Origin of the sequence: Flintibacter porci, from assembly GCF_041925195.1 — a bacterium.
GTDB classification, from domain to species: Bacteria; Bacillota; Clostridia; order Oscillospirales; family Oscillospiraceae; genus Lawsonibacter; species Lawsonibacter porci.
This window is the reverse complement of the sequence record NZ_JBHEVB010000020.1, coordinates 18,682-41,481: the sequence shown is the minus strand read 5'-3', so window position 1 is coordinate 41,481 and position 22,800 is coordinate 18,682. Positions and strand designations below refer to the sequence as shown.

19 protein-coding genes, 1 pseudogene and 1 riboswitch are annotated in these 22,800 nt (G+C 59.5%); of the genes and pseudogenes, 10 read left to right on the top strand and 10 right to left on the bottom strand.

Annotated features, from left to right (window positions below; genetic code table 11):
- Positions 1–535: 535 nt before the first annotated feature.
- Positions 536–952 (top strand): hypothetical protein, encoded by a 417-nt coding sequence (locus ACEVJL_RS15275; RefSeq protein ID WP_008981904.1) that lies wholly within the window; start codon positions 536–538, stop codon positions 950–952.
- A gap of 46 nt (positions 953–998) precedes the next feature.
- On the opposite strand, the gene ACEVJL_RS15270 is transcribed toward ACEVJL_RS15275, so the two are convergent.
- The 9 genes and pseudogenes from ACEVJL_RS15270 to murJ form a co-directional block, all read right to left on the bottom strand.
- Positions 999–1,844 (bottom strand): metal ABC transporter permease, encoded by an 846-nt coding sequence (locus ACEVJL_RS15270; protein WP_020989953.1) that lies wholly within the window; start codon positions 1,842–1,844, stop codon positions 999–1,001.
- Entirely contained in the window at positions 1,844–2,647 is an 804-nt protein-coding gene (locus ACEVJL_RS15265; RefSeq protein WP_235398616.1) for a metal ABC transporter ATP-binding protein, read from the bottom strand. The genes ACEVJL_RS15270 and ACEVJL_RS15265 overlap by 1 nt, the downstream gene beginning before the upstream one ends.
- Positions 2,644–3,483 (bottom strand): annotated as a pseudogene (locus ACEVJL_RS15260) (metal ABC transporter substrate-binding protein); the annotation flags it as partial. The pseudogene ACEVJL_RS15260 and the gene ACEVJL_RS15265, both read right to left, overlap by 4 nt.
- A 223-nt stretch (positions 3,484–3,706) precedes the next feature.
- Positions 3,707–5,920: a polysaccharide pyruvyl transferase CsaB gene (gene csaB / locus ACEVJL_RS15255; RefSeq protein WP_374738320.1), complete on the bottom strand. Its 2,214-nt coding sequence runs from the start codon at positions 5,918–5,920 to the stop codon at positions 3,707–3,709.
- A gap of 22 nt (positions 5,921–5,942) precedes the next feature.
- On the bottom strand, positions 5,943–6,455 hold the full coding sequence (locus tag ACEVJL_RS15250) for a DUF4330 domain-containing protein (protein WP_008981899.1): 513 nt from the start codon (positions 6,453–6,455) through the stop codon (positions 5,943–5,945).
- Positions 6,452–6,955, bottom strand: a complete 504-nt coding sequence (locus ACEVJL_RS15245; RefSeq protein WP_110440285.1) for a DUF4330 domain-containing protein — start codon at positions 6,953–6,955, stop codon at positions 6,452–6,454. Before ACEVJL_RS15245 ends, ACEVJL_RS15250 begins: the two co-directional genes overlap by 4 nt.
- Positions 6,936–8,075 (bottom strand): glycosyltransferase family 4 protein, encoded by a 1,140-nt coding sequence (locus ACEVJL_RS15240; RefSeq protein WP_008981897.1) that lies wholly within the window; start codon positions 8,073–8,075, stop codon positions 6,936–6,938. Before ACEVJL_RS15240 ends, ACEVJL_RS15245 begins: the two co-directional genes overlap by 20 nt.
- A complete protein-coding gene (locus ACEVJL_RS15235) occupies positions 8,072–9,520 on the bottom strand; it encodes an O-antigen ligase family protein (protein WP_235398612.1) in 1,449 nt (482 codons plus the stop codon). Before ACEVJL_RS15235 ends, ACEVJL_RS15240 begins: the two co-directional genes overlap by 4 nt.
- A gap of 7 nt (positions 9,521–9,527) precedes the next feature.
- Positions 9,528–11,093 carry a murein biosynthesis integral membrane protein MurJ gene (murJ, locus tag ACEVJL_RS15230; RefSeq protein WP_374738319.1) on the bottom strand — a complete coding sequence of 522 codons (1,566 nt, stop codon included), beginning with the start codon at positions 11,091–11,093 and terminating at the stop codon, positions 9,528–9,530.
- 267 nt (positions 11,094–11,360) lie between these two features.
- Here murJ and ACEVJL_RS15225 point away from each other — a divergent pair, with 267 nt between their 5' ends.
- The gene (locus ACEVJL_RS15225) at positions 11,361–14,162 is read left to right on the top strand and encodes an S-layer homology domain-containing protein (RefSeq protein WP_374738318.1); all 2,802 of its coding nucleotides are present in this window, start codon (positions 11,361–11,363) and stop codon (positions 14,160–14,162) included.
- 51 nt (positions 14,163–14,213) lie between these two features.
- Here ACEVJL_RS15225 and ACEVJL_RS15220 read toward each other — a convergent pair whose 3' ends face one another.
- Complete coding sequence (locus tag ACEVJL_RS15220) at positions 14,214–14,771, bottom strand: phosphatase PAP2 family protein (protein ID WP_374738317.1); 558 nt, start codon at positions 14,769–14,771, stop codon at positions 14,214–14,216.
- A 166-nt stretch (positions 14,772–14,937) separates the two neighbouring features.
- Between ACEVJL_RS15220 and ACEVJL_RS15215 the strand changes: the two genes are divergently transcribed.
- The 8 genes from ACEVJL_RS15215 to ACEVJL_RS15180 all read left to right on the top strand — a co-directional run bounded on the left by ACEVJL_RS15215 (position 14,938) and on the right by ACEVJL_RS15180 (position 22,800).
- Positions 14,938–16,029 (top strand): glycosyltransferase family protein, encoded by a 1,092-nt coding sequence (locus ACEVJL_RS15215; RefSeq protein WP_374738316.1) that lies wholly within the window; start codon positions 14,938–14,940, stop codon positions 16,027–16,029.
- A 340-nt stretch (positions 16,030–16,369) separates the two neighbouring features.
- Positions 16,370–16,864: a 5-(carboxyamino)imidazole ribonucleotide mutase gene (gene purE / locus ACEVJL_RS15210; RefSeq protein ID WP_008981891.1), complete on the top strand. Its 495-nt coding sequence runs from the start codon at positions 16,370–16,372 to the stop codon at positions 16,862–16,864.
- A gap of 79 nt (positions 16,865–16,943) precedes the next feature.
- Entirely contained in the window at positions 16,944–17,654 is a 711-nt protein-coding gene (gene purC, locus ACEVJL_RS15205; RefSeq protein ID WP_110440281.1) for a phosphoribosylaminoimidazolesuccinocarboxamide synthase, read from the top strand.
- A 33-nt stretch (positions 17,655–17,687) separates the two neighbouring features.
- Entirely contained in the window at positions 17,688–19,112 is a 1,425-nt protein-coding gene (locus tag ACEVJL_RS15200) for an amidophosphoribosyltransferase (RefSeq protein ID WP_008981889.1), read from the top strand.
- A 15-nt stretch (positions 19,113–19,127) separates the two neighbouring features.
- Positions 19,128–20,171: a phosphoribosylformylglycinamidine cyclo-ligase gene (purM, locus tag ACEVJL_RS15195; protein WP_235398606.1), complete on the top strand. Its 1,044-nt coding sequence runs from the start codon at positions 19,128–19,130 to the stop codon at positions 20,169–20,171.
- Between the two features lie 12 nt (positions 20,172–20,183).
- Positions 20,184–20,813 carry a phosphoribosylglycinamide formyltransferase gene (gene purN, locus ACEVJL_RS15190; RefSeq protein WP_374738315.1) on the top strand — a complete coding sequence of 210 codons (630 nt, stop codon included), beginning with the start codon at positions 20,184–20,186 and terminating at the stop codon, positions 20,811–20,813.
- A gap of 36 nt (positions 20,814–20,849) precedes the next feature.
- Positions 20,850–20,927, top strand: a riboswitch (ZMP/ZTP riboswitch).
- 54 nt (positions 20,928–20,981) lie between these two features.
- Positions 20,982–21,689 (top strand): IMP cyclohydrolase, encoded by a 708-nt coding sequence (locus tag ACEVJL_RS15185; protein WP_110440278.1) that lies wholly within the window; start codon positions 20,982–20,984, stop codon positions 21,687–21,689.
- Positions 21,690–21,702: 13 nt separating this feature from the next.
- Complete coding sequence (locus ACEVJL_RS15180; RefSeq protein ID WP_325207616.1) at positions 21,703–22,800, top strand: immunity protein Imm33 domain-containing protein; 1,098 nt, start codon at positions 21,703–21,705, stop codon at positions 22,798–22,800.

Sequence of the window (22,800 nt, the reverse complement as noted above, 5' to 3'; positions counted from 1 at the left end):
TTCAAAGAAATTTAACGATTGTCCTTCAAGCTAAGCTTGTTTGAACAACCAAATCCAATTTGGTGCTTCGTGTTTGTCACGTTGTTTAATTTACAAGGTACACACCGCTTAGCAGCGGCGGGAGTTCATTTTACCACACCGTTTTGACCTTGTCAAGAGCTTTTTTAAAGTTTTTTCAAACTTTTTTCAGCTCTTAAGGTCAGCCCGGCGGGCTTCTCCCTTATTGGCCGCCCTCGCAGGCGACTTGATTAGTTTACCGTATCTCAGTTCGCTTGTCAAGAACTTTTTTCGCACCGTCAGGTGGTTTTTGTTCTCTCATTCAAGCTCGCTTTTGACTTGGAAACTGCTGTCTCGCGGACAGCTTTGATAGAATACCACTGCTCCCTCCATTTGTCAACCCTTTCTTCGACTTTTTTCAAAAAAATTTTCCACCGTTATAGAACCCCTATTTTGCGTTCTCCATTTGACAAGCTGTCGCCATAGACTATAATATAGGTATCCTACTTGCTTCGGTTCTGGGAAAGGAGGCCGCGCAATGAACCTGGAATTGAACAACAAGCAGTTTCGCAGGCTGCTGGACCTGGTGTATATCGGGAACTGGATATTGAACTCCACTCGGGGTGAACAGCGTTTCGCTGACTACGACGAAGTGGAGAGCCTGGTATTTGGAAAAGCTCTGATGGAAGGTATGCCCGCTCTAGCTGAGATCTACCACGGTGAGATCGTTCCTTCTCAGGCCTTTGTGGAGGGCGGAATCCATGAAGCCATTATGGAATATGAGAACAATGTCTTCTTTGATATTTTAGCGGAGGATCTGGCCCGTCGGGATATGGATGATGCTCCCATTGATGAGAGCAACTACGATGAGCTTGCCAGCCGCATTGACGCCTATATCAGCGAATTTGAAGAACATGGCACAGATAACATCTTAGTGGATATTGATATTCCTTAAATCCAGGCAGCAAAAAGCCTGTGCGCGATTAAGCGCACAGGCTTTTTTATGTCTTCTTGCGAAACAGGAAGGTGATCATAAACCATACCGCCAAATAGAGAGTGATGGCTGCACCGGCGGAGGTATCGATGTAATAAGATGTCATCAGTCCCGCGATTCCGGCAACCACCGCTCCCAGCAAGGAGAAGAGGTGATATTGGGTCATATTCTTGGCGATGTTCCGGGCCGCTGCGGCCGGCAGGACAATCAGGGCGTTAATGACCATAAGGCCTACCCAAGTCATAGAGACAGTCACCACTACTGCAATAGCTGCCGAGAAGATCGTCTCCTGCCAGAACACCTTCACTCCCCGGCTGTCTGCCAGGGCAGGATGGACCGCTGAGAGCATCAGCTGGTTAAAGGATACCGCCCAGAGGACAATGATCAGCACCAGGATGACGGCCAGCAGACCGATCTTGGCCGGCTCTACCGAGAGAATATCACCGATGAGCAGGGCGTTGAATTTGGTAAAGGAGCGCCCGCCCAGAGTAGAGATAAAGATACCCAGAGCGACAGCGGTAGAGGAGAATACTCCGATCACGGTATCACTGGCCAAGGCAGAACGGCGGCGCACCCAGTTAAAGAGCAGGGCAAACACCACCGCAAAGGCCACAGCCGCCCAGGTAGGCTCGTTAAAGCCGCAGATGGCGCCGATCGCCATTCCGGTGAAGGCAGAGTGGCCCAGGGCATCAGAAAAGAAGGACATGCGGCTGTGTACCACCATAGTGGAGAGGATACCGAAGAGCGGAGAAATGACCAGCACCGCCAGCAGGGCGTTTTTCATAAAGTACATCCCGCCGCTTTGGGCCCAGTCAAAGGGCAGCAGCTCTACGAGGGAATACCAAAGCTCCATCAGTTCTCCCCTCCCTTCCCCACCCGCAGGTGGAACGTCTCATAAAACTCCGGCGAGGAAAGGATTTCCTCCGGAGGCCCAGATTTGAGCACCTTTTTATTGAGCAGGATCACCTTATCGGCAAACTGCCCCAGGGTGGCAAAGTCATGGGTGGACAAAAGGATGGACAGGTCGTATTTGGTGCGCAGCTCATCCAGCATCTCCAGCAGCTGGTGCTCCCCTTCAATGTCCACACCGGACAGGGGCTCATCCAGAATAAGAATATGGGGCACCGGTTCCAGAGCCAGAGCCAACAGCACACGCTGAAGCTGTCCGCCCGACAGGGCCCCCATGGCCCGGTCCAGCAGATCTTCCCCGTGAACCCGCGCCAAACTGCTGCGGCACCGCTCCCGGTATTTTTCCGGGATAGGCAGCCAAACCGGCCAGCGTGCCGTGGCGGCGGTGAAAAAGTCCAGTACACTTACCGGGTCACCCCGGTCAAAGCTGGGGGACTGAGGCACATAGCCGATCAAAGGCCGGCTTCCCCCAGTCACGGTACCGTCTGCCAAGCGAATGGCAGGCCCACCCGCCGGGGAGAAGGTAATATTCCCCCCGTAAGGCAATTGTCCCAGGATACTGCGGAACAGAGTAGACTTGCCCGCACCGTTGGGGCCGATCAGAGCTGCAATCTCGCCGCAGTGGAGGTGGAAGGATACATCCTCCAGGATCTCCTCTCCCTCCAGACGGACGTTGAGCCCCTCCAGCTTCAAACAGCAGGCGTCAGAGCAGCCACCCGCCATTTTTCCATGCTTGATCTTTCTCATCCAATGACCTCTTCCCCGGCAAAGCCGTTGACGATCGTCTTTACATTTGAGGACAGTCCGTCCAGATAGTTGCTCAGCTTCCCATCGTTGGGGCCATCCATCAGCATAGTGAGCTGGCCCACCTGACACCCCGTCTCCCGGGCAATGGCCTGGGCAGTGGCGTCAGAGCCATTGATTTCGGTAAAGATGATAGGAATATTATTTCCTTTCACCAGAGAGACCGTCTCATTGATGACCTGAGCGCTGGCCTCGCTGCCTTCCTCCTCTTCAATGGCGGCCAGAAGAGGCAGGTCAAGGGCCTTGGCAAAATACTGGAAGCCGTCGTGGAATGTAATGAGGCCAGAAATCGTGACGCCGCCCTCCTGCTCCGCCTCCTGGATCATCTCCTGGAGGTTGCTGTCCCAACTGTTCAGCAGCGCCAGAGCCTCTGTTAGATTATCAGAGTAGGTCTGCGCATGGTCCGGGTCTGCCTGGGACAGGCCTTTCTGGATGTTTTCCGCCATAATCATGGCATTTTCCGGGTCCATCCAGATATGGGGGTCATAGTGCTCCCCATCTTCCTCGTCCCCGTCGTGGTGGTCATGGCCCACCATCTCCAGCATCTGAATTCCCTGGGAGCAGTTGATCACGGCTCCCTGAGCCTGGCTGAGGGCGTCATCCATAAAGTCCTCCAGCCCCGCTCCGTTCATGGCGATGACATCGGCACTTTCAATGAGCTTCATGTCGCTCACCGTCAGCGTGTAGTCGTGCAGACAGCTCACCTCGCCGGTGTTCAGCCGCTCCACCACAACGCCATCTACATTCTCCGCCACGGCGCTGGCCAGCAGATAGACCGGATAGGTGGTGGCCCTCTTTGCTGCTGCCGCAGGCGGTCAGCAGAAGGGCGGTGGCTAAACCAAGGGCCAAAATGGCTCGTTTCTTCATATATTGCATTCCTTTCTATGGTCTGCTTCTTTCCCAACGTGCATAGTATAGCTTCTTCTTGGAAATTTGTAAATAAAATTTCCCCACAGCAAACAGGCCGGTCCCATTCCGGGACCGGCCTGTTGAACGTTTAATTTACTTCTTTGTTTTCTTCTCCAGCAGCTCCAGCAGCAGCTCCTCATTATGAAGCGCCGCCTTGGCCAGAGCCTGAGACTTCTCCTGAAGCCGGTCCAGATTTTCCTGGTAGTGGGCCATCATCTCATCGGCGCAGGCCACCGCCTGCTGAAGATCAAAGTGCTCCACATGGCCCGCCGAGGGCATGTCCAGCTCCTGAAGATAGCTCTCCACCTTGGGGTCATAGACCAGTCCAATGCAGGGCACCGCCATACGGGCGGCGAAGATCAGGGTGTGCAGCCGCATGGCAACACACAGCTTGGCCCGCCCCAGCACCGCCATCAGTTCCCGGGGCGTACAGGCGGTATCCAGCAGATAGGAGGGCTCCTCCATCAGCTCCCGCACCTGATTGGTAGTGGCCCGGTCGTGGCCGGGCTGCATCAGCAGGAACAAAATCTCCATCCCATAGGTCCGCCGCAGATGGTCGCACAGACCGGCCAGCTGTTTGGGGAAATCCCCGGTTCCAGGCCAGTTGCGCACCGAGATGGCAGCAAAGGGAGTATTCTCGGGCAGCTGTGCAGAGCGCAGCAGCTCCTCTCCCCTCTCCCGAGGGGCAGGAGGAAGGTTAAATACCGGGTCGGCGGTGACGTAGAGGTCGGGGCGCTTTACCCCCATCTCCCGCAGCTCGTTGGCAGAGCTGCGGTCCCGCAGGGTGACCAGAGCCGCCCGCTCCACCGCCCGCTTTACCCGGCGGCGGTTTTCCGGCTTACGCACGGGACCGATGCCGTTGGCGTAGAGCATCACCGGCTTGCCAAAGAGCTCCGCCCCCCGGATGATGGACAGGTAGTACATCAGAGATCGAGTGGAGGTGCGGTCCTGCAGCAGGCTTCCACCGCCGGAGAGCAGGGCGTCGCAGCTGCGCAGCGCACCCAGCACTTTCCAAAAGCGGAACCGGGGCACGGCCTCCAGGCCGCACAGGTTCCAGGTGAGTTGGGGATCGTTGGAGAGTACCGTCACGGAAATATCCTTGCTGGCCGCCAGGATTCCCTCGTGGATGGACTGAAGGATGGCATCGTCACCGGCATTGGAAAAGCCGTAGTATCCGCTCATGACCACCCGGTACTTGCGCCGCCGCACCTGCTCGTACACGTCCAGGCAATCCTGGGCCATACGCTGTACCGAATAGTAGGTCTGCACCGTCTGGCGGCCATAGGCCCCCAGACGCTGCTTCTCCTCCTCCGGGAGGTCCAGCGCCTGGGTCACAGCCCGGTACAGCGTCTCCTCGTCGGCCACCGGGTCTGTGCGGCAGCAGAAGTTGGTATCAATGGCCTTCTGCAGCAGCTCCGGACAGAAGAGTCCGGTATGCCCCTGGGCACCGGACAGGACCACCGGCTTTTCCTCCGCCATAGCCTCCAGAGCCGAGCGGGACACACCCACAAACACCTGGCAGGCGGCGGCAATGGCGTTGACGTCGGTACGGGGACCGGTGAGCACCACACAGGTACGGCCCAGGTCCCGGTTCACTTGCTCCGCGCGCTCCTTGAGCTGCTCAAAGCTGTCGCCGCCGCCGGTAATCAGGATGTGGATACCGGGGTAGGCTCCATCCAGCCGGGGAGCTAACTCAATCAGCTGTCGGGCCGTGTGGCAGGCCGCCTGATCCAGTCGGCTGACGTGGCCGATCACCACGCCGTCCCCCAGGTCAAACTCCTTCCGCACCGCTTCCCCGGATACGTCCGGAGAGAATTTATTGGTATCGATCCCGTTGATGGTGAGGGTAATGTGCTCAGCCGGCACACCATACTCCCGCACCAGATAGTCCCGGATATCTTCACTCACTGCCAGGGTACGTTCGCCCCAGTTGGACAGCAGCTTGAGCACGCCGCTGACCTCAAAGACGCCGTGGCAGGATGTGACAAAGGGAAACTTCAAACTGCCCTGCAGGGTACCGCACAAAAAGGCGGGGATACGGGCATGAGCATGGACGATATCCGGCCTCTCCTTGCGCAGGATGTCCTTAAGCAGAGCGCGGGAGCGCATCATGTTCTTCACACTGCGCCGGTTCATGGGCACATTGTAGTGCCGGATCCCCGCGGCAGTCACCTCCGGGACATACACTCCCCCGTTGGAGGCGATCACCACCTCATGTCCTCTGGCCTTCAGTTCCTTGGACAGCTCCACGATATGGGTCTCGGCTCCGCCGATATCCAGCCCCATGGTCGCCATGAAAATCTTCATGGGCAGTTACTCCTTCCCGGCCTCAGCCCTCCGGCTGGGCCGCTTCAATGCTGACAATGCGGCCCAGGAAGAGGCCGTATTTGTTGTTGAACTCCCGGCTGGAATTGACTCCCAGGTTATACACCCGGTTGAGCAGGTAGTTCCCGTTCTCGTCGATCAGGCCCTGGCCCTCAATGGTGAGCAGCAGGTTGTAGCGTCCCTGAGCGGGCACGATCTCATAGGTGCCGTCGTCCAGCTTGGCCTCATAGGTGCCGTCGCTGACCTGAATATCGGTGATGGTACCCAGAGAGCCGCCGGTGCTGCGCTCTTTATCATAGATCTGATCGCCCACCTGGATGGCGTCCAGCATGTACTCCGGCTGGTTTTCCACCGACATCTGATACACAATGGTGGTGGTCGCCACATTGCTGCCGGTCTGAGGCTTGTGGGTCTTAACATAGATGGCTGCGGCCATAACAATGACCGCCAGGATGACGATCACGTCGATCACACTGATTTTGCCAAACAGGCGTCCGTTCCGGTCAATGATCTTCATCCCTCATTCCCCCTCTCAATGGCAGTCACAGGTCCGCTGCCCATGTAGCCCGGTCCCCGGACATAGGCAGTCTGGCCCACCCGGAAATCATAGCCGCCGCCCAGCAGCAGCGTCTCTCCGTTGTCGGTGCAGGCGCTCTCCACCGTCACGTATACATCTTCATAGCCCGCCAGCTCCGCATCCACATAGCAGCGCTCCTCCTGATCGAGGATCTGAGTCACAGCAGGCTTGGTCTCCACCGACACCACGGTGCCGATGCTGTAATTCTTCACGGCATCCTCCAGCTTGTCCCCAGCCTGGATGAGTTGGCTGTCACCCTTGGCCATCTTCTGGAAAACCACGGTATAGCGGACCGTCTGGGAGGTAGCGGCGGTGCCGCTGCTGTCACCGCTGCGCAGGCTCAGCCAGGCAAAGGCAGCGCCGGCCAGCAGCACAACAATAAGCACAATGGCGTCAAACAAGTTCAGCCGAATGCGAAACTTATGCGCGTTTTGTTCCATGGGATACTCCTTTCAAGGTCTCCAAATAGACCTGTTCCACTTTTTTGGCAAAGATCTCGCCGGTAAACTGAGACTGATAGACCTTTTTTGCACCCCTGCTCAGCTTCTCCCGCAGCTGGGGCTGGTCGATCATCCGGGCCATGGCATCGGCCAGAGCCTGGCTGTCCTTGGTGGGGAAGAGCAGGCCGTTCTCCCCGTCCTGGATAACCCAGGGGTTGCCGCCGTAGTCGCTGGCAATGGAGGGCAGTCCCAGGCTCATTCCCTCCAGCAGGGCCATGGAGGTAGCCTCGGTACCATAGGAGGCGTTGAGCTGTACATCCAGAATGTTGAGCAGCTCCTTTACATCGGAGCGGAAGCCCAGCATCTGCACCACGTCGTCCACGCCCATCTCCACTACCGCCCGGCGCACCTCTTCCTCAAAGGCGCCGGTACCGGCCACCAGGACACGGAAGTTCTGATATCCCCGGTCCTTGAGCTGCTTGGCAGCATAGACCAGATACAGATGCCCTTTGTAGTCCTCGATCCGTGCCAGGATACCAAAGACTACGGTCCCCTCCGGGATGTTCAGCTCTTCCCGCAGGGCGGCACGCTGGGCCGGAGAGGTCTCCTCCACCGCGGCCACTCCGTTCATGACCAGGGTGATCTTTTTCTTGGAGATACCTCCGTCAGTGAGGTTCTCCGCTGTGGCAGGGCTGACGGCAATGATGCGGTCAGCGTAGTGCTCGTTGACCAGCTTGTTCACCCAGCGGCCCGGGGGACGGCGCAGCTTGGCCGGTACCGGGAAGGCAGAGTGGCGGCTGTAAATGACGGGCACATGGCAGCGCTTGGCCGCAATCCGTCCGGACAGGGCGCCGTGGGTGTGGACCAGGTCGGGCTTCACCGACCGGATCACCTTCTGGAGCACTTTCACGTCGTCCTTATGGTAGGAGCGGTCGGCCATGCCGTCCACTTCCACCACCTTGGCGCCCGCCTGCTCCAAGGGCTCCTTCAGCAGGCTTCCCCGGGGGATGGCCGCCAAGGTCTCAAACTTGCTCTTGTCTGCAAAGCGCAGATAGTTGAGAATCACCCGTCCCGCTCCGCCGATGTTGGTATCACTGATGATGTTCAACACGCGAATCATGCTGTTTTTCCTCCTTCCGGCAGGGACATGCGCCGGGAAATCAGCGCTCCCACCCCAAGATAGGCCCAGAACAGGAACATGACCCGGTAATTATAGAAGGAGTAATCGGTCATGGCCTGGACCAGGAAGCCGGCGATGCCGGCCCCCACTGCTACGATGTGCAGACGGGTAAACCAGTCTTTCTCCCGGCAGAACGAGGCGCACATATCCCGGAAAAAGCGGTAGAGCAGCAGCGCAAAAATCACCAGTGCAACAATACCCGCGTCACACACGATCTGCAGATACAGGTTGTGGGCGTGGGGAGCCACAATCCCGCTGTAACTGTATTTCGGATAGACCAGATTGAAGGCCGCATCCCCTGGGCCGATGCCGCACAGCCAGTAGTCCTTCAGCATGGCCAGGGTGCCGATCCAAATGTACACGCGGTACGAGGTGGAACTGTCTCCCAAATCACCGATGCTGGAGAAACGGTTGATAATGGTATCCGGCAGTACAAAGTACAGGGCCACCAGAGCAATGGGGGCCAGCAGCAGCAGCCGGGGCTGCAAAAACAGGACAAAGAGGAAGCCGGCAAACAGCAGGCCCAGCCAGGCGCCCCGGGACAGGGTAAGCAGCATACACACGCACATGATGCCGCAGCAGATGAAGTACCACACCCGCTGTGCCCAGTCCTTGGCAGACAGCAGGCCCGCACCGCCCAGTGGGATGGCCAGGATCAGGTACTGGCCCAGCATGTTGGGGTTCTCCAGGGTGGAGGGCACCCGGAAGCTGTCGCCAAACATGTCGGTGTCCACCCAGGCCGTGGACTGATAACCCCAGCCGAAGAGATATTGGAGGATACCGTACAGGGCTACCACCGTTCCGGCCAGCACCATCATGGCGATGAGCACATCCAGCTGCCGCCGGGTGGTGACAGCGTTTTCCAGCATAATGGTAAACAGCACAAAGGCCACGGTGAGCATGCCGCCCAGCAGGCTTCCTTTCAGATTCACCGAGAAGAAGGTTCCTACCAGATAGATGCCGGCATACAGCCAGATATAGCGGTTCATGGGGACATAGAACAGGTCCCGCTGCCGGTCCCGCATCAGGTTGAGCAGCACGGAGAAGCTGCCCACCATCGCCAGCCCCAACACCGCCATGGTAGGCAAAATGGGGGCCAAAACCACTGCCGCGCCGCACCACAGCCAGCTTTTCAGAAAAATACTTCCTGCAAACAGCTTCTCCAGGCACAGCATCCGCCAAAGCCAGTTCAAAAACTGGTGGATCTTATCCCACAGACGGTAAAAGACACTGCTTTTTGACTCCGCCTGTTCCAGGGCCAGGGGCGGGTGGATGAACCACTGGATCACGCCGCTTCGCTGCCACTGACCGCTGAACCACAGGCAAATCGCCGCCAGCACACGATAAAGCACGCTGGCTTGTATTATGGTTCGCATTTGTTCCATATGTTCTTTAACCTCGTTTCCGCACTCGTTTCACCATATCCCGGACCATATTCGCTTCATCCAGTCCGGTCAGGGTAGCCAACAGGAAATATACCGCCACGCCGACCAGGGCGCAGATTCCCAGCAGCACCAGCTCCCCTACCTTTCCCTGGGGCAGCAGGTTCTCCAGGCCGTACCGCACCGCCAGCACCACCGCAGCCATGCCCACTGTGGACACCAGCATCTTGCCTGCGTCCTTGCCAAAGCCGGCATTGAACACGCCGCCGCCCTGTTTTTGCAGGGGGATCAGCAGCAGCAGAGCGTACAGAGTGGACGAGATCGAGGAGGAGATGGCCAGACCGGCCACGCCCAAAGGCTCGGTGAGCAGCATACAGCCCACAACATTGGCCAGAATGGAGATCCCGCCGGCAATCAGGGGGGTGCGTCCGTTCTGCTGGGCAAAATAGGCTCGGCTGAGAATATTCTGCAGGCCGTAGCCCACCATGCCCAGGGACACCCACACCAGAGCCTGGGAGGTGATATTCACCGAGAATTCGTCAAAGGCTCCGCCTCCGTAGAGGAAGGAGACCATGGGCCGGGCCAGAGTCATCATTCCCGCCGCCATGGGCATGACGAAAAACAGACTGCTGTGCACCGTCTGACGGATGGTATCCCGGAACGCATCCTCCTGGTGCTCCGCCGTCAGCCGGGAGAGCTTGGGGAAGATCACGTTGGTGATGGAGAGGATAAACACGCCCGCCACCACCAGATACAGGTTGGTGGAGTATTCCATGGCCGACACGCCCGCTCCATCGTAGAGGTGGGAGCCGAACTTGGTGTTGATGGTCAGGTTAATGGGCTGCACCCAGGTGGAGATCATCACCGGTCCCATCAGAGAGAAGGCTTTTCGCATCCCCTCCGAACGGAACGAGAAGTCCGGGTGGTAATGAAAGTCCAGCCGCCGCAGCGTGGGCACCTGGATGAGAGCCTGGAGAAGCCAGCCCACCAGATAGGCCGCCGCCAGTCCGTATACGCCGAACCGGTCATCCAGGAAAAAGAAGTAGCCAATGATGACCAAATTGGACACGGTACTGATGAGAGCCGGGATATTGAAGCGGTCCATGGACTGCAAAATACCCACAAAGGAGAAGGCCACTCCGGTAAACAGCACCGTGGGGAACATGGCCCGGGTGAGGGATGCGGCCAGGGCCGAAGTCTCGGCATCGTACCCGTCGGCAAACAGCGTGACCAGCGGCTGGGCAAATACCATACCCAGCACCGTGAGCACAGCGGTGAGCAGCGCCATCACCGACAGGAAGTTCCCGCCAAAACGAAAGGCCTCTTTCTTCCCTTTCTTGGTCAGGTACTCACTGAACACGGGAATAAAGCAGGCCGCAATCGCGGAGGCAAACACCACGTCAAAAAAGACCCGGGGAATACGGCTGGCGATATAAAACGCTTTGGCCTCCATCCCGGTGGTTCCGTAGTGCACCGCCATCAGATGATCCCGGTATAATCCCAGCACCTTGCCCAGCAAGGTGATCGCCATAACCATACTGATGGTTTTTGTAGCATTTTCGTTGTTTTTTGCCAAGCTTTCCTCTCCTTTCCCGGACCGCAGTCCGTACCATGGAAATAATCGCTTTATTCTACACCAAGGTTTTTTCTTTTTCAACTGTTCTTGCGCCGGATTCACGGCTTGTTCATAACTTCCTCTTGGTTGTTTCTCCCATTCCCCGGTTTTTTTGCCTGGTTTCTCCCATTGAATCCCAGAAGCTTTCCTGCTATAATGTATTATGTTCGCCTTTTCACAGGCGCCTTTCGGCCCTATCCACATTATTATTACAGCAAAGGAGTTCCCATGAAACACGCAGTCCAATCTCTGTCAAAACGAGCTGCGGCAGTGCTTCTGGCCGCAGCGCTCGCTCTTCCAACCGCCTATGCCTCGGCTGGGACCCGTTGGCTGACCTCCTCTCAGACCCTCACCGATGGTCTGACTTATGTCAACACCATAACCCAGCATTCCTCCGCCGGGCGGGTGGAGAGTTACTCCTTCCAGCTCAGCCCCGACAGCGATGTCTACCCCATCATGGTCCAGTCCTCGGGCACAGCCTACGGCGCGGCCACCATCAACAAGGCCATCAGCTACGCGGAAAGTATGGGCTATAACGTCATCGGCGGCATCAACAGTGACTTTTTCGGAAACGGCGGCGTTCCCCTTGGCATCTCCATTGAGGACGGCATCTACAAATCCAGCCCCGAGGGCAACAACGCCGTGGCCACCGTCAACGGACAGGTCTCCCTGTCTGTCTCTCCCCAGGTATACATCACTCTCACCAACCAGCGGGACAGCAGCACTGTGGAGCTGACCCATTTTAATAAGTGGCGTAACTCCTCCGGCGGCCTTTACCTTTATAATGAAGATTTTTCCACCATCTCCACCCAGACCAATGCGGCCGGCGGCCGTATGGCCCGCTTTGAAGTAGTTGACAACGGCAAAAGCACCGACCTTACCGTCAACAGCACCCTGACCCTGGAAGTGGTCGACGTCTTTGAGACCTCCGACGCCGTCCCCATCGGAGAAGACAACTACATTCTTACCGCGGCCTATGAGTCGGGCTTTTATGAGGTCTTTGCCAGCTACCATGTGGGCGACCGGGTCACCCTGACCACCTCCTGCTCCGACTCGGTCCTCTCCAATGCCCAGTGGGCCAGCGGCGCGGGCGACATCATCGTACGCAACGGCGCCATTACCGACAGCTCCCAGTGGGTCTACGGCAAGGATGGCCGCAACCCCCGCACCGCCCTGGGCGTCAAGGCAGACAGCACTCTGGTGCTGTATGAGGTAGACGGCCGTCAATCCGGCTACTCCGGCGGTCTGAGTGAAAAGGATCTGGCCGACGAGCTGCTTCAGCAGGGCTGCCAGTGGGCGGTCAACCTGGACGGCGGCGGCTCCTCCATCCTCAGCGCCCGTCTGCCCGGCTCGGACAGCGTGGACGTTCAAAACTCCCCCTCCGGCGGATACCCCCGCAGCTGCGCCACCTTTATTCTTCTGGTCACCGACGACCCCGGAACCGGACCTGCCACCCGGCTGGCTTTGAAGGAAGACGGCCTGGTGGTACTGGCGGGCTCCAGTGTCACCTTGGGCGACGTGGTCTCCATCAATGACGGAGTCAAAACCGTCAATTCCCGGGTCTCCGACGCACAATTCACCTCGAAGAACGGTCTGGGCTCCTTTAACGGCTCGGTCTATACCGTCGGCGCCAAGGGCGGCACCGACACCATTGAGATCTACTCCCCCTCTCTGGGCCTCTACGGCACCGCCCAGATCCACGTGGTCACCGCCCTGTCCCAGCTCAACGTCACCAAGGCGGGCAGTTCCAGCTCCCTGACCTCCCTGTCCATGAAGGCCGGCGACTCGGTACAGCTCTCCGCCACCGGAACCTACTGGTCCCGTAACGCCCTGCGCAGCGGCTCTGCCGCCAGCGTGACCTGGTCGGTAAGCGGCGGCGTGGGCACCATCACCAAGGACGGCCTGTTTACCGCCAACGGCACCAGCAACAGCGGCACTATCACCGTCAAAGCGGGCGGCGTCACCAAGAACATCTCGGTCTCTCTGAGCAATGTCCACACCGATGTTACCCCTGACCACTGGTCCTACACCGCGGTGGAGTACTGCTATGAGCACGGCATCGTCAGCGGCATTTCCCCCACTGAGTTTGGCCGGGATTACTCCATCTCCCGGGGCGACTTTGTCCTGATGCTTTACAGCGCCCTAGGCCGTCCCGCCGTAACCGGACAGCCCACCAATTTCACGGATGTAGCCTCCACAGATTACTATGCCACCGCCATTGCCTGGGCCAGCGCCAACGGTCTGGTCTCCGGCATCTCCGCCACGGAGTTTGGTCCCAAGACCTTGGTCACCCGGGAGCAGGCCTTCACCATTCTGCACCAGGCCATGCCTCTTCTGGGCATCACCTCCCCCACCCCTGACCTGAGCGTACTGGATCAGTTCTCCGACAAGGATCTGATTGCTGACTACGCTAAGCCCCACATGGCCGCCTTGGTCTCTCAGGGTGTGGCCAGCGGCGCTGGCGATACCATCAATCCCCGGGGCAATCTGACCCGTGCGGAAATGGCCGCTCTGCTGTACCGCCTGCTCACCTACGATGAGACGGAGCAGCCCGAGCAGCCCACTGTGGACCCGGACGCCACCCTCACCCTGGATCCCACCCAGTCCCAGCTGGCCTCGGCCCAATCTCTCCAGATCCAGGCCGTGCTCACCGGAGCTCAGGGAACGGTCTCCTGGCGCTCCAGTGATCCTACCATCGCCGCCGTCTCTTCCGATGGCACCGTGACCAATGTGTACACCGGCAGCGGCACCGCCCAGGTCACCATCACCGCCACACTGGGCTCCCTCTCCGCCAGCGCTGTGTTCACCTGTGAAAGCGCGGAGCAGGTGGGTCAAGTGACCGCCGAACCCAGCCTGAATATGCGCTCCGGTCCCGGCACCACTTACTCCATCATCTCCAGCCTCACCTATGGACGCAGAGTGGTCATTCTGGACGACAGCACGGACGGCTGGTATCAGGTTCTCTTCTCCAACGGCTCCGGCCAGGCAGTCACCGGCTATGTCTCCGCTGACTATCTTACTGTGACCTGACTGAACGCATAAAAATGGACCCGCTGCAGCATGCAGCGGGTCCATTTTATATTATTGAAAGTTATGCTCCTGTCGTCTCTGCCAAAGCCGGCCGATATACAGGGCCAGCATAGCGCACACGGTACCCACCAGAGCGCCGCCCAGCACATCGCTGGGGTAGTGCACCCCCACATACAGCCGGGAGAGCCCCATCAGCACCGCCTGGATCACCGCCGTGCGGCGCATCCAGGGTTTGGGAAGGGTCCTGGCCCACACCAGCCCCGCGGAAAAGGCGGCGCAGGTATGCCCGGAGGGGAAGGAGTTAGGGTCGCCGGAGGTAAGCAGCGGGATCAGACCCTCCACCACCGTATAGGGTCTTGGCCGGGTAAAGATCAGCTTCAGCCCCAGGTTGGTAAACAGCAGACTGAAGATGAGCGCACAGCCTGCCAGCAGTCCCGCCTTTCGGGTGGGACGCCAGAACAGCATGGCCACAGAAAGCACGATCCACAATATCCCCGCGTTGCCCAGCGTGGTAAAGGCCTTGACCACCGGGTCCAGCCACGCCTGCCGCACCGCCTCCTGGATCCACAGCAGCACCGCCTCGTCTATTCCCTGTATCGCCAGCGGCATATTTTTTCCTCCTATCCGTCCTTGACCGGCCCTCTCAGGCCCGATATAATGGTCTTGTCCCTGCCCGTTCCCCTTGTGCGGAACCGGCAGGCAGTTATGGTATTATACCCGCTTTTTCTCCGCTGCGCAAGGGCGGTGGAGCCCTGTTTACAGGAGGTCTGTCCCGTTGAAGCAAATCATCTGCCTCTCCAATGAACCCTGGAGTGCCTCCCCCGGCCGGACTCAACAGCTGCTCTCCCGGCTCAAGGACACCCAGATCCTATATTTTTCCCCTGCCGCCCGCTGGAATGACCCCAGCTTCCACGCCAAAGGCCGGCAGGTCAAACAGAATATCACCGTCTATACCCTCCCTCCCCTTCTGCTCCCCATGGACGAGCGCTTTGGCCACTTCTTCCGTCTGGGGCAGCAGAAGCTCAGCCGATTCATTGCCGCCAAAGCCGCCCGCGCCCGGTTCTCCGCCCCTCTCTTGTGGACCACCTGCCCGGAGCACGTCCACCTACTGGACCGGCTGGACTACGACGGACTGGTTTACGACTGCGACCGGGAGTGGGACGATCTGCCTCTGGCCTGGGAGGGCGCGCTGGCCGGCGCGGCCGACGTGGTGTTTGCCGCCTCTTCCGATCTGATGGACCGCCTGTCCCCCTGCAGCAGCAACATCGCTCTGCTTCCCAACGGCGGGACCTACCCGCTCTTTGCCAAGGCCACCGCACCCGACCGGGTACGTCCCAGCTCCCCCTTCCAGGGCCCTGTACTGGGCTATGCAGGCACCATCCACTACGATTTGGACCTGTCCCCCCTGCTCTACGCCGCCCAGGCTCGGCCCGACTGGACGTTTCTGCTCTTGGGCCGGCGAGAGCACAACCCCTTTCTGCGCCGGCTTTCCCTTCTGCCCAACGTGGTACTGCGCCCCTCCTGTCCCCTGATGGAGGTACCGGAACATCTGGCACAGTGTCAGGTACTGCTCAATTTCCTCCGGGACGATCAGCCCGACTGCGACGTGATCCCCACTCGAATTTATGAGTATCTGTCTACCGGACTGCCCATTGTCACCATGGTCTGGCCCGATCAGGTGGAGCCCTATCCTGACGTGATCTACGCCGCTCACTCCCCCCAGGAGTTTCTTACCGTCTGCCAGCACGCTCTGGAGGAGATCCCATCCTGGACCGCTCCCCGCCGCCGTTCCCACGGCGCCGCAGGCGCCTGGTCTGTACGCGCCGGTGAAGTCTCCCATATTTTAAGCGTGTCCGGACTGCTGTAACCCCTGTCCGCTCTCCACCCCTGTACAACTCCCCCCTGACTTTTCCCCGTCTTCCTTGTACAAGCCTACGAATTTCCCAGGGCCTCTTGCAAATTCTCCAAGGATTCGATAAAATGGAACTCTGATTGATGGGACAAGGAGGTTCTTCCATGGTTTGCGGATTTTTCCATTCCGTTTTTCACCTGGATTGTATTTTCCACGGTCCCAATCTGTCCAAATATCCAAAAGCATAAGAGATGATCAGGCTGTCTGTGCGCGCAGATGGCCTGACTTTTTTCTTTTCCAAAAACAAGAAACCTTATGGCGATTGGATCGGACCATCTGAAAGGAGAGAGCATCTATGAGCAAAAAAGTGGCTGTGATCATGGGCTCGGATAGCGACTGGCCGGTAGTAAAGGGTGCCTGTACCCAGTTGGAGGAGTTCGGCATTCCCTTTGAGGCCCACATTCTCAGCGCCCACCGCACCCCTGCCGCCGCCGCGGAATTTGCCCGGTCCGCCCGGGCCAATGGCTTTGGCGTGCTGATCTGTGCCGCGGGCATGGCCGCCCACCTGGCCGGCGCCTTCGCGGGCAACTCCACCCTCCCCGTCATCGGCATCCCCATGAAGGGCGGCGCCATGGACGGACTGGACGCCCTGCTGGCTACCGTCCAGATGCCCAGCGGTATCCCTGTGGCCACCGTGGCTATCAACGGCGCAAAAAATGCTGCCGTGCTGGCCGCCCAGATTCTGGCTGTCTCGGATGACGAGCTGGCCGCCAAGCTGGACGCCGCCCGGGAGAAGATGGCCGATCAGATCGCTCAGAAGGAGCAGAAGCTTCAGGCCGAGCTGGCCTGACCCCCGCGTTCCCGCCCATTTGCAAGATCCACTTTTCAACATATCGTTTGAAACAACATCAGGAAGGAAGGATTTCATTATGAACAAACTGGAGCAGCTGTACGAGGGCAAGGCCAAGAAGGTCTATTCCACCGAGGACCCCAATGTTGTTATCGTCTCCTACAAGGACGACGCCACCGCCTTTGACGGCGCCAAGAAGGGCACCATCACCGGCAAGGGCGCCATCAACAACCAGATGACCAACTACCTCATGCAGCAGCTGGAGAAGGCCGGCGTGCCCACCCACTTTGTGGAGGAGCTCAGCGAGCGTGAGACCGCGGTGAAGAAGGTCTCCATTGTCCCCCTGGAGGTCATCGTCCGCAATATCTCTGCCGGCCACTTTGCCAGCAACTACGGCGTGAAGGAGGGCATCGTGTTTGACGAGCCCACCATCGAGTTCTCCTATAAGAACGATGATCTTCACGATCCCCTCATCAACGATTACCACGCGGTCGCTCTGAAGCTGGCCACCTGGGACGAGATCGACCTCATCAAGAAGTATGCCTTCCAGGTCAATGACTTCCTGAAGAAGACCCTGGCCGAGTGCGGCGTCACCCTGGTTGACTTCAAGCTGGAGTTCGGCAAGACCGCCGACGGCACCATCGTCCTGGCCGACGAGATCAGCCCCGACACCTGCCGTTTCTGGGACTCCAAGACCGGAGAGAAGCTGGATAAGGACCGCTTCCGCCGGGATCTGGGCAACGTGGAGGGTGCCTATCAGGAGATGGCCCGCCGTCTGCTGGGTAAGTAAGATTGATCAAGACTAACTTAGGGAGGCACTAACATGGGAGGCTTTTTTGGCGCGGTGGCGCACCAGGACGTGACCCTGGATATCTTCTTCGGAGTGGACTACCACTCTCACCTGGGCACCCGCCGGGGCGGTATGCTGATCTACGACGAGCAGGACGGATTTCAACGCCAGATCCACTCCATTGAAAATACCCCTTTCCGCACCAAGTTCGAGAAGGACCTGAGCGAGTTCCACGGCAACTGCGGCATCGGCTGTATCAGTGACACGGACCCCCAGCCCCTGCTGGTGCGGTCTCACCTGGGGCTGTACGCCATCACTACGGTGGGTATCATCAACAACTCGGAGGAGCTCATCCAGCGCTATTTCTCCGACCACGGCCACCAGTTCATGGCCATGAGTTCGGGCAAGGTCAACGCCACCGAGCTGGCCGCCGCCCTTATCAACCAGAAGGATGATCTGGTCAGCGGTATTCTCCACGCTCAGGAGGAGATCCAGGGCTCTCTCACCCTGCTCATTCTGACGGAGAAGGGCGAGATCATCGCCGCCCGTGACCGGGTGGGCCGTCTGCCCGTGCTGGTGGGCAAGAAGGAGGGAGCACACTGCGTCTCCTTTGAGTCCTTCGCTTACCACAAGCTGGGCTACCAGGACGCCTACGAGCTGGGTCCCCGTGAGATCGTGCGTATCACCGCCGACGAGTGTGAGACCCTCTCCCCCGCCGGCGAGGAGATGAAGATCTGCGCCTTCCTGTGGACTTACTACGGCTACCCCAACTCCAATTACCAGGGCATCAACGTGGAGGTCATGCGCTACCGCAACGGTGAGATCATGGCCCGGGACGAGGTGTCTCGTGGCGCTTTGCCCAAGGTAGACTATGTGGCCGGCGTGCCCGACTCCGGTCTGCCCCACGCCATCGGCTTTGCCAACCGCAGCGGCAAGCCCTTTGCCCGCCCCTTCGTAAAATACACTCCCACCTGGCCCCGCTCCTTTATGCCTGCCAATCAGGAGGTGCGCAACCAGGTGGCTAAGATGAAGCAGATCCCCGTGCCCGAGCTCATCGAGGGCAAGAAACTGCTGTTCGTGGACGACTCCATTGTCCGGGGCACCCAGCTGCGGGAGACGGTGGAATTCCTCTATGAGTCCGGCGCGGAAGAGGTCCACATGCGTTCCGCCTGCCCCCCCATCATGTACAGCTGCAAATACCTCAACTTCTCCCGCGGCAATTCTGACATGGACCTGCTGGCCCGCCGCACCATCCAGGAGTTGGAGGGCGACGAGGGACAGCAGCACCTGGAGGAGTACGCTGACGGCACCACCCAGCGCGGTCAGTGCATGCTGAAGACCATCTGCGAAAAGTTCGGCTTCACCTCCCTGGGCTACCAGTCCCTGGAGGGCCTGCTGGAGGCCATCGGCCTCGACCGGGATAAGGTATGCACCTATTGCTGGAACGGAAAAGGTTAACGGAGGTTTTCTCGTATGAAAAATTCTCATTCTGAGTCCTACGCCGCTGCCGGCGTGGATGTTACCGCCGGCTACGAGTCGGTCGAGCGCATCAAGCCCATGGTGGAATCCACCTACATTCCCGGCGTGCTGGGCACTCTGGGCGGCTTCGGCGGCATGTTTGCCCCCGATATGGCCGGGATGAAAAAGCCTGTGCTGGTCTCCGGCACCGACGGCGTGGGCACCAAGCTGCGCCTGGCCCAGCTGATGAACAAGCACGACACCATCGGCATCGACTGCGTGGCCATGTGCGTCAACGATATCATCTGCGGCGGCGCCGCCCCCCTGTTCTTCCTGGACTACATCGCCTGCGGCAAGAACGACCCCGTGCGCATCGCTGAGATCGTCACCGGCATCACCGAGGGCTGCCGCCAGTCTGAGTGCGCCCTGGTAGGCGGCGAGACCGCCGAGCACCCCGGCCTCATGCCCGATGAGGACTACGATGTGGCCGGCTTCTCCGTGGGTATCGTAGACGAGGAGAAGATCATCGACGGCAAGCACCTGGCCCAGGGCGATGTGCTCATCGGCCTGGCTTCCACCGGTGTCCACTCCAACGGCTTCTCCCTGGTGCGCAAGGTCTTTGACGTGGAGCACGCTGATCTCACCTCCCCCATGGAGGAGCTGGGCGGCAAGAGCCTGGGCGAGACCCTGCTCACCCCCACCCGCATCTATGTCAAGGCCATTAAGGCCCTGCTGAAGGCCGGTGTGGACATCCACGCCATCAGCCACATCACCGGCGGCGGCTTCTATGAGAACGTGCCCCGCATGATGACCGAGGGCCTCACCGCCCAGATCAAGCTGGACTCTTTCCCCCGCCTGCCCATTTTCGACCTCATCGAGAAGAAGGGCGGCATCCCCGAGCGGGATATGTACAACACCTTCAACATGGGCATCGGCATGATCCTGGCCCTTCCCGCCCAGCAGGCCGCCCAGGCCCTGGAGATCCTGAAGGCCGCCGGCGAGCAGGCCTACCAGATCGGCCAGGTGGTCTCCGGCGAGGCTGGGGTGGAACTGGTCTGAGGAGGTGCGCCCATGGCAAAGCGCATTGCCGTGCTGGTCTCCGGCGGCGGCACCAACCTTCAGGCTCTGATCGACGCCCAGGCCCGGGGTGAGATCGTGAACGGCGAGATTGCCGCTGTCATCGCCTCTAACCCCGACGCCTACGCCCTGGAGCGTGCCAAGAAGGCGGGCATCCCCACCTATGTGGTGGCCCGGAAGTCCTACCCCTCCAGCCAGGCCATGACGGTGGCTCTGGTGGAACAGCTCCAGGCGCTGCACATCGACCTGGTGGTGCTGGCTGGCTTTATGGTCATCCTCACCAGCGAGATGGTACAGGCTTTCCCCAATGCCATTTTGAATGTCCACCCCGCCCTGATCCCCTCCTTTGCCGGTCCCGGCTGCTATGGACTCCATGTCCACGAGAAGGCTCTGGAGTACGGGGTCAAGCTGTCGGGTGCGACCGTGCATTTTGTCTCTGAGGAGTGCGACGGAGGCCCCATCGTCTCCCAAAAGGCGGTGGAGGTACTGCCCGACGACACCCCCGAGGTGCTGCAGCGGCGGATCATGGAGAACTGCGAGTGGAAGCTGCTTCCCCAGGCCGTGTCTCTGTTCTGTCAGGGACGGCTGAAGGTAGAGGGCCGGACTGTCCGGATTCTGGACTGATCCCCCTTTTCGGTGCGCCCGCCCCTTTACAATGTAATCAAGCGGCATGACTGACGGAAGTGGAGTGACCACGGGGAGTGCCGCCTCTGAGAGCCGACCGTCTGGGCGCACCCGTTTGCACAAACGTGGTGCGCCCATTTGCTTATTTTGTGAAAAGGAGCTTACGTTATGGAACTTCTGAATTTTAACGACCTGCTGCGCAGCCACCCCTACCCCGGCCGCGGTATCATGCTGGGCAAGTCCGCTGACGGCGCCAAGGCCGTGGTGGTCTACTTCATCATGGGCCGCAGCGAGAACAGCCGCAACCGCATTTTTGAGGCCACCGAGGACGGCATCCGCACCCGGGCCTTTGACGAGAGCAAGATGGTGGACCCCTCTCTCATCATCTACCACCCCGTGCGCAAGGTGGGCGATACCCTGGTGGTCACCAATGGTGACCAGACCGACACCATCCGGGACGGCCTGCTGGAGGGCAAGAGCTACATCGAGGCCCTCCGCACCCGCTGCTACGAGCCCGACGGCCCCAACTACACCCCCCGCATCTCCGGCGTGGTGGAGAAGGACGGCGCCTTCTGCCTGTCCATCCTGAAGAGCGCCGACGGCGACCCCAGCTGCAACCACCGCTACTTCTACGAGTACGACGCCCCCCTGTCCGGCGAAGGCCGCTTCATCCACACCTACCAGGAGAACCTGGACCCCCTGCCCTCCTTTGAGGGCGAGCCCCGCCGGGTAGCCATCTCCGCCCCCGACGCCCAGACCCTGGCCAAGGAGGTTTGGGAGAACCTGAACGAGGACAACAAGGTCTCCCTGTATGTCAGCTACATCGACCTCTCCTCCGGCCAGGCGGACACTGTGATCATCAACAAGCACCAGTAAGAAGGAGGCCCCCATGCCCTTGACCGACCCCATTTTGGAATTTCAGCGTGCCCGAGCCGCCGCTGCCTTCCAGCCCCCGGTGCTCTGCTCCTCCAAGGCCTTTCCCCTGCTGCTGGCCGGGGTACCCGCCCTGCGGAAAACGCCGGGCCTGGCCACCATGGAGGACGCCGGAGAGGAGTACTTCACCTCCATCCCCTTCTGCCTGAGCAAGGAAGATCAGCAGGCCGCCCGCACCCATCTGTCTGAGGTGTTCGGCATTACCGACAAGGACAGCCTGATCGCTTTCTGCCAGAACACGGTGCACATCCACCGGGAGTATCTGGACTTTGAATCCTTCTGGGAGGACCGCCCCAATTTCTCCCTGGATGAACTGACTCCCCAAGCTGTGTCCGGCTTCCAGCGCCTGTCCGACTTTGCCCGTCAGTTCCAGCCCATTGTGGGCCGCCGTGGCTTTCTGGCCTGGGACATCAGCGAGACCCTGGGCTATCTCCGTTCCGCCTGCGCCTGCGAGCTCATCACCATGGAGGAGTATCAGGAGCTGTCCCAGTACTGGGTAGAGCAGGCCGCCGCCTTCCACAGCTGGGATGAGTACGCTGTGGACCTGGTATGCGGCGCCGCCTACTGGGCTTTCCGCATTGGAGGCGAGCAGGACGCCGTCTCCTACCGGGATCTGAACCTGCGCCTGGTGCGGGACCTGCTGGGCAGCAAGCAAGCCTGGTGCGGCCGTATGTGGCCCCGTCCTGCGGGAAAGAGCTATAAACTTTCCGAGCCGGAAATGCGGCCTCTCCTGAAGGATTGGGACGGCCCCGCCGCCTGTCTGGCTACCGACGAGATCACTGTCTCCGGCAAACCGGTAGGCTACTGCTACCGGGAAAAGCCGGAACGGGAGGGCCAGGACAGCGGCTGGCGCTTCTTTGCCGCTGTGGAGAGCGAAGAGTACCTCAGCGACCCCTCCCACATCGGAGTCTACTCCCTCAATACCCTCTGCAATTACGACCCCGACCTGATCCCCCTGCTCAGCGCCCCCTACGGCAGTGCCTTTGCCCGGGGCGAGGACGGAGCCTTCCACTATGAACCCCTCAATCCCCAAGATTCCGATCAGAAAGGATGA